Here is a 12,652-nt window from a genome sequence, read left to right on the forward strand (position 1 = left end):
TGGCAGGCGATCTCGGGCGGCACCGACGTGATGATGGTCGGCAAGCGCGAGATCAACACCCGCGCCTATGTCGGCAGCTTCAACTTCAAGGGCGGCGACCAGCAGAAGAAGGTCGGCCAGCTGTCCGGTGGTGAGCGCAACCGCGTCCACCTGGCCAAGACCCTGGCGTCCGGCGGCAATCTGATCCTGCTCGACGAACCGACCAACGATCTGGACATCGAGACGCTGCAGAACCTCGAGGAGGCTCTGGAGGAGTTCGCGGGCTGCGCCGTGGTCATCTCCCACGACCGCTGGTTCCTTGACCGTCTGGCCACCCACATCCTCGCCTTCGAAGGCGACGGCCACGTGGAATGGTTCGAGGGCAATTTCGAAGCCTACGAACAGGACAAGATGCGCCGCCTGGGCGCCGACAGCATCATCCCCAAACGCATCCAGCACCAGAAGTTCGGACGCTGATCCGACAGGCACACGGACAAATGGCCCCCTGAGCGATCGGGGGGCCGTTTTTCTTTGCACGCGGTCGTGGTTAGTCTGCGCGCATGACCCAGCGCCCCGCCATCCTGATCATGCAGCGGCATCTGGCCCCGCTGAGCGCCTTTCTGGAAGGCGCCTATGACGTCTATCGTTTCTGGGAAGGACCGCCGGTCGAGGCGGCGCACGACATCCGCGCCCTGGTCGTGGCTGGCGAGTTCGAGCTGGACAAGGCGCTGATCGAACGCCTGCCGAACCTGTCGCTGATCGCCTGTTTCACCGCCGGCTATGACGGGATCGATGTAGACTGGTGCCGCGCGCGGGGCCTGGCCGTCACCCATGCCCCCGCCGTCAATCACGAGGATGTCGCCGATCACGCCATCGGCCTGATCCTGGCGGCGCGCCGTCAGATCGCGTCGGGCGATCGCCAGTTGCGCGCCGGTGGCTGGACGCCGGACAGCAAGACCATCACCCCCTCTCTGAACGGCCAGACCCTCGGCATCGTCGGCCTGGGCCATATCGGCGAGGCCGTCGCCCGCCGGGCCGAGGCGATGCGCATGACCGTCCGCTGGTGGGCGCCGCGCGACAAGCCCGCGCCCTGGCCCCGCGCCGACAGCCTGCTGGACCTGGCAAAGGCCAGCGATATCCTGGTGGTCGCCTGTCGCGCGGACGAGAGCAATCGCGGCCTGATCTCGGCGTCGGTGATCGAGGCGCTGGGTTCGTCAGGCCTGCTGGTCAACGTCGCGCGCGGACAGCTGGTCGATGAGGACGCCCTGATCGCCGCCTTGCGGGACGGGCGTCTGGGCGCCGCAGCGCTGGACGTGTTCGAGACCGAGCCGACCGATGCCGCACGCTGGATCGACGTGCCCAATACGGTGCTGACGCCCCACACCGCCGGGGCCACGACCGAGGCGGTGCAGGGCATGCTGTTGCTGCTGATCCAGAATCTGCAGGCGCATTTCGGCGACGAACCGCTGAAGACGCCGGTCCAGACCTAGTCCTGTGGGCCGCCCGGCCCGCCGCGACCGAAGCTGGGGCGCTCGTCCGGCGAGATCACGCCGTCACCATTCGTGTCCATCCGCTCGAATATCCGCTGGGCGCCCGCCGCCATCTCGGCGCGCGTCACCTTGCCGTCGCCATCTGCGTCCAGTCGGGCCAGCATGGGCGCCGCCCGGCCGCCCGAAGCGCCGTTCAACTCCTCAGCCGTGACCACGCCGTCGCCATCGGCGTCCAGACCGGCGAAGCCCCGCTCGATCCGGGCCTGGAACTGTTCCAGCGTCTGCGGGCCACGTGGGCCCCGGCGGTCACCATTCGGCGCCGCAGAATCGGCGGGCGGCGCAGCGTCTGCGCTCACCGGCGCCGAGGCGTCCGCCTCTCTGGCGGGTTGATCAGCCTGGCTGCAGGCGCCCAGGACGACGGTCAGGGTGAAGGCGGAAACGGCGGCGATGCGCATGAAACTCTCCCTTTGGCTCCACACTGAACGATTCGGGGGCCAGATTCCTTCGCTGAAACGGCGACCGGCCCCTGATTTTGCTTGCATAATCATATAAGGATATCTTTATATGATCCCATGTTGCTGACAGCAGACCAGACCATAGAAGCCTTGCGCGCCGCCGGCGAAAGCACCCGGCTGCGCATCCTGTCACTACTGGCCGGTGAGGAGCTGTCGGTGATGGAGCTGTCGCGCGTTCTGGACCAGAGCCAGCCGCGCGTCTCGCGTCATCTGAAGCTGATGACCGACGCCGGCCTGATCGAGCGCTTCCCCGACGGCGCCCGCGTCTTCTATCGCCTGTCGCACGACGCCGTCCTGCGCCGCCTGATCGACACCGTTCTGGATCTGATGGACGACGCGGAGGGCGAGGCCGATCACCGCCGCCTGGACGAGGTTCGCCGCGAGCGCGAGACCGCCGCCGCCGCCTATTTCGAACAGGTCGCGCCGCAATGGGACCGCCTGCGCTCGATGTACGTCAGCGAGAGCGCGGTCGAGGCGGCGGTCGAAAAGGTCGTCGGCCCCGGCCCGTTCGACCGCGTGGTCGATCTGGGCACCGGCTCGGGCCGGATGCTGACCCTGCTGGGCAAGAAGGCCCGAATGTCGTTGGGCCTCGACCTGTCGCACAACATGCTGAACATCGCCCGCGCCAATGTCTCGCGGGCCGGTCTGGCCAAGGTCGAACTGCGCCACGGCGATATCTTCGCCACCCGCCTGCCCGCCGAAAGCGCGGATCTGGTGATGGTGCATCAGGTGCTGCACTATCTGGCCGATCCCCAGGCGGCCGTGGCCGAAGCGGCGCGCCTGGTCTCGTCCGGCGGCCGTCTGCTGATCGTCGACTTCGCCCCGCACGATCTGGAGCAGATGCGCGACGAGCATCAGCATCGCCGCCTGGGCTTCGCCGACGAGGAGATCCACCGTTGGCTGACCGAGGCGGGGCTTAGCCCGTCCGCGCCGGTCGCCCTGCCCCCCGACACCGACGGCCTGACCGTCGTCATCTGGACCGCGCAACGTCCTGCCGCCAGCCAGAGAAAGCGCGCCTGATGACCGCCCCCTCCCCCTCGCGCACCACCCTGGCCGAGGCCCGCGCCCTGCTGCTGTCGCCATTGGGGCCCGTCGCCCGCGCCGGATCGAACCGCAACGCCGTGCGCGTCTCGTTCGAGTTTTTCCCCCCCAAGTCAGACGAGGCCGAGGCCAATCTGTGGTCCGCCATCCGGCGGCTGGAGCCGCTGAACCCGGCCTTTGTCTCCGTCACCTATGGCGCGGGCGGCTCCACGCGCGAACGCACCCACCGCACCGTCCAGCGGATCATCAGCGAGACCACCCTGCGCCCCGCCGCCCACCTGACCTGCGTCGAGGCCAGCCGCGCCGAGGTCGATGAGGTCATCGAGGGCTACAAAGCCATCGGCGTCGATCACATCGTCGCCCTGCGCGGCGACCCGCCTGGCGGAGACGGTATCGGCGGCGCCTACGCCCCCCGTGCCGACGGCTACGCCAACGCCACCGAACTGTCCCGGGCCATCAGCCGCGTCGGCGGTTTCGACATCACCGTCGGCGCCTATCCCGAACGCCACCCGGAAAGCCCCTCTATCGACCATGACATCGAGGTGCTGAAGGCCAAGGTGGACGCTGGCGCCATGCGCGCCGTGACCCAGTTCTTCTTCGACATCGAGGCCTTCCTGCGTTTCCGCGATCGGGTACGGGCGGCGGGCGTGACCATCCCCCTGATCCCCGGTGTCATGCCGGTGTCCAACTTCAAGGGCCTGAGCCGGATGAGCGCAGCCTGCGGCGCCTCCATCCCCGACTGGCTGGCGGCCCATTTTGACGGGCTGGACGACGACCCTGAGACCCGCAAGCTTCTGGCCGCCTCCATCGCCGCCGAAACCTGCGCACGACTGCAGGAAGAGGGCTTCTCGGACTTCCACTTCTACACTCTGAACCGTGCCGAGCTGGTCTATGCGATCTGCCGGGTGCTGGGCGTGCGTGAAACCAGGGCTGTTGCGTAAATGACTTCTCCCCTCTCCCGCCAGGACCGTATCGCCGCCCTGCACGTGGCGGCCAGGGAGCGCATCCTGGTGCTCGATGGCAGCTGGGGCGTGATGATCCAGCGACGCGGGCTGGGCGAGGCCGACTTTCGCGGCGACCGCTTCGTCACGGCCAACGGCTATGACGAAAAGGATCAGATGAAGGGGAATAACGACATCCTCTGCATCACCCGACCCGACATCATCGCCGACCTGCATGACCAGTATTTTGGCGCGGGCGCCGACATCAGCGAGACCAACACCTTCTCGGCCACCGTCATCGCGCAGGACGACTACAAACTGGACGCCCAGGCGGTGTGGGACATCAATCTGGAAGGCGCGAAGCTGGCCCGCGCCTCGGCCGACCGCTGGACGGCGAAGGAACCGCACAAGCCGCGCTTCGCCGCCGGCTCGATTGGTCCGCTGAACAAGATGCTGTCCATGTCGTCGGACGTGAACGATCCCGGCGCGCGGCTGGTGACCTTCGACGAGGTCTATGAGGCCTATCGCCATCAGGTGAAGGCGCTGAACGAGGGCGGCGTCGACCTGTATCTGATCGAGACCATCACCGACACGTTGAACTGCAAGGCCGCGATCAAGGCGATCAAGGATCTGGAGGACGAGGGGCTGGAGCCCCTGCCCATCTGGATCTCGGGCACCATCACCGACCGCTCGGGCCGCACCCTGTCGGGCCAGACGGCCGAGGCCTTCTGGAACAGTGTGCGCCACGCCAAGCCCTTCGCCGTCGGCTTCAACTGCGCCCTGGGCGCCGACCTGATGCGGCCCTTTATCGCCGAGCTGTCGCGCGTCGCCGACACCCTGGTCGCCGCCTATCCCAACGCCGGCCTGCCCAACGCCATGGGCCAATACGACGAGCAGCCGCACGAGACCGCCCCCTTCATCGAGGAATGGGCACGGTCCGGCCTGGTCAACATCGTCGGCGGCTGCTGCGGCACCACGCCGGATCACATCAAGCACGTCGCCGAAGAGGTTGCGCCGTTGAAGCCCCGCGCCATCCCGGAGCGGCCTGTGGCGATGCGCCTGTCAGGCCTCGAACCGTTCGAGTTGGTGGCGTGACCGAGAAAGCCCCCCAACCCTTCTCCGACCGTTCGGCGCTGGCCGCCTATGCGGACAACGCTCGCAGGACCGTACCGGGCTTCGACGCGATGCACGTCATGGCCTCGATCCTGCTGGCCGAGCGCGCGCCCGAGGGCGGCAGAATCTTGGTGCTGGGCGCCGGCGGTGGGATGGAGCTACGCCTCCTGGCCGACGCTCGTTCGGATTGGTCGCTGGACGGAGTCGATCCGTCGGAGCCGATGCTCGATCTGGCCAGGGAGACGCTAGGCGACCGCGCAGAGCGGACCACGCTTCATCTCGGCTACATCGACGACGCGCCCGAAGGTCCGTTCGACGGCGCCGTCTGCATCCTGACCCTGCATTTCCTGGCCGCCGAAGAGCGGTTGCGGACACTTCGCGAGGTCCGCAAGCGGCTGTCGCCCGGCGCGCCATTCGTGGTCGCCCACTGCAGCTTCCCGCAGGACGCGCCGGAGGTCCGCAGCCTGTGGCGCGACCGCGAAGAGGCCTATATCGTCGCCTCTGGTGGCGCACCGGAAATGGCGCGCAAACGTCGCGAGGGCGTAGAGAAGGCCCTGCCCGTGCTGAGCCCGGAAGAAGACGAGGCCCTGTTGCGCGAGGCCGGTTTTGACGCCGTCACGCCCTTCTACATAGGTTTCACCTTCCGCGGCTGGGTGGCCTACGCCTGATGCGTCCTGTGTTTATCAACGTCGGTGAACGCACCAACGTCACCGGCTCGGCCAAATTCCGCAAGTTGGTGGTCGAGGGCGACTACGCCGCCGCCCTGGACGTCGCCCGCCAGCAGGTCGAGGCGGGCGCCGCAGTCATCGACATCAACATGGACGAGGGTCTGCTGGACGGCGTCGTCGCCATGCGCACCTTCCTGAACCTGATCGCCGCCGAACCCGACATCGCCCGCGTGCCGGTTATGATCGACAGCTCCAAATGGGAGGTGATCGAGGCGGGCCTGAAATGCGTTCAGGGCAAGCCCATCGTCAATTCCATCTCGATGAAGGCGGGCGAGGCCGAGTTCCGCGAACAGGCGGTCAGATGCCTGCGCTATGGCGCCGCCGTGGTGGTCATGGCCTTCGACGAGGTGGGCCAGGCCGACACCGCCGCCCGCAAGATCGAGATCTGCACCCGCGCCTATCGCATCCTGGTGGACGAGGTCGGCTTCCCTCCCGAAGACATCATCTTCGACCCCAACATCTTCGCCGTGGCGACGGGGATCGAGGAGCACGACAACTACGCCGTCGACTTCATCGAGGCGACGAAGGTCATCAAGGCCACCCTGCCCTACGCCCGCATCAGTGGCGGGGTGTCGAACGTCAGCTTCAGCTTCCGCGGCAACGAGCCGGTGCGCCGGGCGATCCACAGCGTCTTCCTGTACCACGCCATCAACGCCGGCATGGATATGGGCATCGTCAACGCGGGCGATCTGCCGGTCTATGACGATATAGATCCGATCCTTCGCGAAGCCGTCGAGGACGTGATCCTGAACCGGCCGCAGCGGACCAATGTGTCCAATACCGAGCGGTTGGTGGACATGGCGCCCGGCTACAAGGGCGAAAAAGGCGCGGCCAGGGTTGTCGATCTGAAATGGCGCGATCAGCCCGTCGCCGCACGCATCGCCCACGCCCTGGTCCACGGCATCACCGAGTTCATCGAGACTGACACCGAAGAGGCTCGCCTGGCATCCGAACGCCCCCTGCACGTCATCGAAGGTCCGCTGATGGACGGGATGAACGTGGTCGGCGACCTGTTCGGCTCGGGCAAGATGTTCCTGCCGCAGGTGGTGAAGTCCGCCCGCGTGATGAAGCAGGCCGTCGCCTGGCTGAACCCCTTCATGGAGGCCGAAAAAGAGGGCAAGCCGCGCGAGCAGGCGGGCAAGGTCCTGATGGCCACGGTCAAGGGCGACGTGCACGACATCGGCAAGAATATCGTCGGCGTGGTTCTGCAGTGTAACAACTATGAGGTCATCGACCTGGGCGTCATGGTGCCGGCTGACCGCATCCTGGACGCCGCCATCGAGCACAAGGTGGACATCGTCGGCCTCAGCGGCCTGATCACCCCGTCGCTTGACGAGATGGTCTATGTCGCGCGCGAGATGGAGCGGCGTGGCTTCGACATCCCCCTGCTGATCGGCGGGGCCACGACCAGCCGCACCCATACGGCGGTCAAGATCGAGCCGGGTTATCGCAAGGGTTCGACCACCTATGTCATCGACGCCTCCAGAGCCGTCGGCGTGGTGTCGGGCCTGCTGTCGCCCACTGAAAAGACGAAGAACGAAGCCGCCACCCGCAACGAATACATCCGCATCCGCGAGCAGTACGCACGCGGACAGGAGGTCAAGGCCCGCGCCACGCTCCAGCAGGCGCGCGAAAACCGCTTCCAGCTTGATCTCGCCGCCCCCATGCCGGGCAAGCCCTCCTTCCTCGGTGTGCGTTCGTTCGACGCCTGGGATCTGCGGGATCTGGCCGACCACATCGACTGGACCCCCTTCTTCGCCAGTTGGGAGTTGATCGGCCGCTACCCCCTGATTCTGGAAGACGAGATCGTCGGCGAGGCCGCGCGCGACCTGTTCAAGGACGCCCAGGCCATGCTGAAGCGGATCGTCGACGAGCAATGGTACACGGCGCGCGGCGTCGTCGGCTTCTGGCCCGCCAATGCCCGCGGCGACGACATCGTGGTCTGGTCCGATGAGACCCGCTCGGCCGAGGTCGCCCGCTTCCACGGCCTGCGGCAGCAGATCAAGAAGTCCAACGGCAAGCCGAACCTGTGCCTGTCGGACTTCGTGGCCGAAGACGGTGACGACTATATCGGCGCCTTCGCCGTCACGGCGGGTCACGGCGAACTGGAAAAGGCGGCCGCGTTCAAGGCGGCGGGCGACGACTATTCGGCCATCATGGCCACCGCCCTGGCTGACCGCCTGGCCGAAGCCTTCGCCGAGCGGCTGCACAAGGAAGTCCGCACCCAGCTGTGGGGCTATGCCGCCGATGAGACGACGTCGGTCCAGGACCTGATCGAAGAGAAATACCAGGGCATCCGCCCCGCTCCCGGCTATCCGGCCCAGCCGGACCACACCGAAAAGGCCACCCTGTTCCGTCTGCTGAACGCGGGCGAGAATGCCGGCATGGCCCTGACGGAATCCTTCGCCATGACCCCCCCGGCCTCGGTCAGCGGCCTCTATTTCGGCCACCCCGGCAGCCACTATTTCGGCGTCGGCAAGATCGACCGCGACCAGGTCCACGACTACGCCGCGAGGAAAGGCATGGACGTCGCGACGGCAGAACGCTGGCTGGCCCCAATCCTGAATTACTGAATGCGATGGTCTTGCGAAGCCTTGCCACTGTCTGGCTAGGCGGAATTTGAACCCACTAGCTGAAATAGAAAATGCCGGCGCTTTCGCGCCGGCATTCCCTTAGGCTTGATTGTCGATCGTTACTAGAACGAGTATCGGACGCCCAGATAGGCGCGCCGCGGAGCGACCCAAGCCGTCGCGTCTTGGTACGCATAGGTGCCGTTACCGGCCAGCAGCGCTTGTTCGGACGTCGCCGCCTGGTTGTCCAGGGCGTTGAACACATCCAGGAAGAACTCGACCTCGCCGACAGGCATGTCCTTCGTGTACTTCAGGCGCACATCGAAGGTGTAGTAGGCGGGGCCGGTTTCGCTGCCGACCATACCCGGCTGGTACCAGCGGGCCAACACGCCGCCCCACTCGTACGCCGTGGCGACGCGAGGCGACAAATAGCGGCTGGCGGTTGACGTAGCCGGCGTATAGACGGCGCCGCTGTTCCAGTTAAACACACCGCTGACCTCAACGCCGAAGTCAAACTCGTACGAGGCAAACGCCTTGAACTGGTGCTTGATGTTGCCCGGTTGCTCACCCCAGGTATTGGGCGCGCGGGGGTCAGTGAAGATGAAGTCCCCCTGAACGTCCGCATTACCGTCAGAGTTCGAGTTACCCTCGGCGATATTGTGCGTATAGGACACCATCCCCTGCCAGTTGTCCGTCTTGAACTTCTGCAGGGTGAGTTCGTATCCGACGTAGTTACGCTTGCCGCCGGCCAGCGTGCCGATCACATAGTTTGAGTTCGGACGACCGTCATAACCGAAGTAGGAATACGGCAGGTACAGCGGAGATCCCGGAGAGGCGTAATCGCCTCCAGCCACCGCGTTAGGATCGGAATAGACATACAGAGCATAGTCTTCCATCAGATCCCGCGTCCGACGGCTGGTGGCCGTGAACGACAGCTGCAGATCGTCACGAAGGGTCGTAGATGCGCCCAGCATGTACTCGTCCGTGAACGGGGTCTTGGTCGTCGGTGCGAAAACGGCGTCCGGCGTCACCAGGCCACCGCGGACGCGGAAGGTCAGCCAACGATCGCCGATAAAGACCTGCTCATTCGTAACAGGACCAGTGATCCCACCCGCAAAGTCGGTCATGTCGTTCCGGATAGGGTCATAATACCGGCCGACGAAGCCAAAGACCTTGCTACGGCCGTCTCCGAAGACGTCATAGACGACACTCACGCGCGGTGCGATTTCCCAGTCGAAGGTAAAGGCCACGTCGCCCGTGGAGTCGAAGTGGGTCCATTCTTCGGCGCGAAGACCGGCGTTGACCGTCAACTGATCCATCGTCCAGGTGTCTTGAAGGTAGATCGCCTTACCTTCACTACGCACCTTGTAGGCTTCGTTGACTGCACGAACCGCACGATACGCGTTGATTTGATCGTACGGATTGTCCGCATCGCTGGTGAACTGCAGCGCCTGGATCTCAGCGTTCGACAGCTCGTCGTCGGAATTGGAGTCGAGCACGCCCATATAGTATGCGCGATCAGGACTTGCCTCAATGCGCTCTCGGATGAGGTTCTCGTCGCCATCGCCAAACGGCGTCCCCGTCCAGCCGGTCCCCGTGATCAGGCTGCCGAGCGTGCTGCCGGAATGCGCCGTGCCAATCGATTCATAGGTGGCGCCGCCCGGGACCGTCGAATCTTCCTCATAGCTGTTCTCGGTGAAGGTATAGCCAGCTTTGAACGTGTGACTGCCGAAGGACGTGTCGAGGTAATATTCGCCGCTCAGACCATACTCCGTCCGATTACGGAAGGTTTCGCTGTCGATGCCCGCGCCGCCGAGGCTTCGTTCAGCAGCACCCGGGAACGGGGCCCGGAAGCGAACGTTATCACGGATCCTGGAGTCGTTTGCGACGTTGCTAAGTTCACCCTCGTGAGTGAAGTAGTACGCGTTGAACAGGAGATCACCCCAAGACCGGCTATACTCGACCTTGTAGTTATCGCCACCCTGTGTTTGCGTGTTCGTGCGGTTGTTCAGGACTGCCGGGTTGGTAGACCCGGAGGACTCCAGCGGATCGCTGAAATAGCTCAGGCTCAGACGGTCATTGTTGGTCACCTGCCAGGTCAGCTTTGCGAACGCATATTCCGCGTTCCGCTCGACCGTACGCATCAGATCGCCGGTCGAGTTCGTGACCTCGTCTTCGCGGAACGTCTTTTGGTAGGAGGTGAAGAACCACAGTCGGTCACGAATGATCGGCCCACCAAAGGTGAACGCCGTGTCATAGGTCGAGAAACCATTCGACGTGTTATGTTTGTCTTCAGCGACCAGACTGTCGTTCTGCAGGTAGTAGTTGATCGAACCGGACCAGTCGTTAGAGCCGGATTTCGTCACCACGCGGGAGATCAGGCCGGAACCACCAGCGTACTCAGCCGGCACGCCGCCGACGATCACCTGCTGCTCTTGGATGATTTCGGAGTTCAGATTCGCACCGAACAGCCCGTCGCTAGGGTCGGTCACATCGACGCCATCCAGATAGTAGACGTTGTCCGAAGACGCGCCGATTGCGCCCCCGACGTCCGAATAGTTGATGCCCGACCGCGACGAGGGGTTACCGCCCGAAGACGGCTTCACGCCCGGAACCAGCTGCAGATAGCTCTGGTAGCTACGGCCAGTCGGCAGCGACTCCACGATGTCCAGGTTGAGGGTGGTGCCGACAGTAGCCGACGTGACGTCCACGGCCGCCAAAGCGCGGCCCGTCACCACGATGTCATCCACCGTAGCGGCGCCCAGAGCGTAACCAACGGCCAGTTCGCGGCCAGACACGACGGCGACGCCAGGAGCGCTGAAGGCGTCATAGCCCGAAGCGGTCACTTCCAGAGTGTAGTTCGTGGCCGGGTCCAGACCCACCAGACGCGCACGTCCCTGATCGTCAGTCGTAGCGGAGCGCGAGATCAGGCTGTCCGGCGAGCTGACACGCACCGTGGCGCCGGCCAGCGGTTGACCGTCCGAGCCCGCGATAGTGACGCGCAGACTGCCCGTTTGCGACTGGGCGATAGCGGCGGTCGGCGCGAGCAGAGTCGCGGCCGAAACGGCGGTCATCGCGAACAGCGTGGCGCCGCCCACCATGGTGGACGCCAGCAGCCGATGACGAATGCTGTTTCTTTTCAAGATTTTGTTCTCCCGATCATGCCCGGACTTCAGCATGAGCCCCTCCAGGCTGGCGATTTGTCTGCATGCCGTTGCACGCAGATGACGACGATGAGGGGAAACCTTCGGGAGCGTCACCGGCCCTTCACACGTTTATTGCGCGTTTTTCACGAATGTCTCAATCCGGCCACACCGAAACCAAGCGCAAGCTTTTCCGTTTTATCTAGTTATTACCGTAGGTTACCTCATATAACGGGAGCGAGGATCGCGTAGGTTGAAGGGCAAGTAACGCAATTACATTTCTGAAATCATCTTTCTTATACAATTTCGGTGCTGCAACCATCTCCTCGCTATGACATAGAAAAAGGGCCGCCTCTCAGGCGGCCCTTGGGCGAGATGGAGAAGCGCTTATCCAGCGGTGGCGGCTCGCGGCGCCAGCCCGGCATCCTCCAATGTCGCAGGAGGCGTCGTTACATCATTGCGAATCCGGCGCGCTGCGTGCTCGCATCGACCGGGCAGGCCGAAGAACAGGCCGAAGGCCTGCGCTCTTGCGGGCTCATCGGTCAAAGCCATCAGCGGCCCCCATTGAGCCGTAGCCGACTCCGCAGCCGCCTGAGCTTCCGTCAGCACCCGACTCGCTTGGCGGGTCCGTGCGACATCCAGCGCGGAGCGAAAATCTGTAGCTTCGAGCCGCCCGAGTCGGATGATCTCGGCGTCCAGTGGATCGGCGTCCGTCAGCGTTTCGCCCAATGCGATGTGGCCCCGAACGAGAGCCTCGCACCACGCCACAAAGGGGTAGTCGGCTGAGGGCGCACCTTTGGGAAGGTCATAGGAATAGGCGACGGCCTCGCGAATGCGCTGACTGTCAGCGGTCTCGGCAGACGAGGCTGTGGCGATCGGCATGTCGGCATCTTGAGCGAGGACGCTTCTGGGGGCGGCGATCGCCAGGGCCAGAAGGGCCACGGTAAGCATCGTCTTGCGCATGAAGGAATGATTTCTCTGGTGACGGACGTCGAGCGTCCCCTGTTCGGCTGCCCGTAACGCTTGAGGAGACGAATGGTTTTTATGGGGCGCCATTCGGAGAAAAGAAAAGGCGACGAACCAGAGGTTCGTCGCCAGAAGCAAGAATGCCGGCGCTTACGCGCCGGCATTC

At 64.6% G+C, this 12,652-nt stretch carries 10 protein-coding genes; 7 read left to right on the top strand and 3 right to left on the bottom strand.

The window, feature by feature from the left end:
• Together EON91_RS03475 and EON91_RS03480 are read left to right on the top strand one after the other, a co-directional pair.
• On the top strand, window positions 1–456 hold a 456-nt coding region (locus EON91_RS03475), incomplete at its 5' end, for an ATP-binding cassette domain-containing protein (RefSeq protein WP_292091629.1).
• An 83-nt stretch (window positions 457–539) separates the two neighbouring features.
• Window positions 540–1,469 carry a 2-hydroxyacid dehydrogenase gene (locus tag EON91_RS03480; protein ID WP_292091630.1) on the top strand — a complete coding sequence of 310 codons (930 nt, stop codon included), beginning with the start codon at window positions 540–542 and terminating at the stop codon, window positions 1,467–1,469.
• On the opposite strand, the gene EON91_RS03485 is transcribed toward EON91_RS03480, so the two are convergent.
• Complete coding sequence (locus tag EON91_RS03485; RefSeq protein WP_292091631.1) at window positions 1,466–1,924, bottom strand: EF-hand domain-containing protein; 459 nt, start codon at window positions 1,922–1,924, stop codon at window positions 1,466–1,468. The two genes, EON91_RS03480 and EON91_RS03485, sit on opposite strands and share 4 nt — an antisense overlap.
• 117 nt (window positions 1,925–2,041) lie before the next feature.
• On the opposite strand from EON91_RS03485, the gene EON91_RS03490 reads away from it, so the two are divergent.
• The 5 genes from EON91_RS03490 to metH are packed head-to-tail and all read left to right on the top strand — an operon-like array spanning window position 2,042 to window position 8,380.
• Window positions 2,042–3,004: a metalloregulator ArsR/SmtB family transcription factor gene (locus EON91_RS03490; RefSeq protein ID WP_292091633.1), complete on the top strand. Its 963-nt coding sequence runs from the start codon at window positions 2,042–2,044 to the stop codon at window positions 3,002–3,004.
• On the top strand, window positions 3,004–3,966 hold the full coding sequence (metF, locus tag EON91_RS03495; protein WP_292091634.1) for a methylenetetrahydrofolate reductase [NAD(P)H]: 963 nt from the start codon (window positions 3,004–3,006) through the stop codon (window positions 3,964–3,966). The genes EON91_RS03490 and metF overlap by 1 nt, the downstream gene beginning before the upstream one ends.
• Window positions 3,967–5,061, top strand: a complete 1,095-nt coding sequence (locus EON91_RS03500) for a homocysteine S-methyltransferase family protein (RefSeq protein ID WP_292091635.1) — start codon at window positions 3,967–3,969, stop codon at window positions 5,059–5,061.
• Window positions 5,058–5,747, top strand: coding sequence for a class I SAM-dependent methyltransferase (locus EON91_RS03505; RefSeq protein ID WP_292091638.1), 690 nt, complete (start codon window positions 5,058–5,060; stop codon window positions 5,745–5,747). Before EON91_RS03500 ends, EON91_RS03505 begins: the two co-directional genes overlap by 4 nt.
• Window positions 5,747–8,380, top strand: coding sequence for a methionine synthase (gene metH / locus EON91_RS03510; protein ID WP_292091639.1), 2,634 nt, complete (start codon window positions 5,747–5,749; stop codon window positions 8,378–8,380). The genes EON91_RS03505 and metH overlap by 1 nt, the downstream gene beginning before the upstream one ends.
• Before the next feature lie 122 nt (window positions 8,381–8,502).
• Here the strand turns inward: metH and EON91_RS03515 are convergent, their stop codons facing one another.
• A complete protein-coding gene (locus EON91_RS03515) occupies window positions 8,503–11,556 on the bottom strand; it encodes a carboxypeptidase regulatory-like domain-containing protein (protein ID WP_292091641.1) in 3,054 nt (1,017 codons plus the stop codon).
• A 351-nt stretch (window positions 11,557–11,907) separates the two neighbouring features.
• Complete coding sequence (locus tag EON91_RS03520; RefSeq protein WP_292091643.1) at window positions 11,908–12,624, bottom strand: hypothetical protein; 717 nt, start codon at window positions 12,622–12,624, stop codon at window positions 11,908–11,910.
• Between the last annotated feature and the right edge of the window lie 28 nt (window positions 12,625–12,652).

Source organism: Brevundimonas sp., from assembly GCF_004210735.1.
In the GTDB taxonomy this organism is placed as follows: domain Bacteria; phylum Pseudomonadota; class Alphaproteobacteria; order Caulobacterales; family Caulobacteraceae; genus Brevundimonas.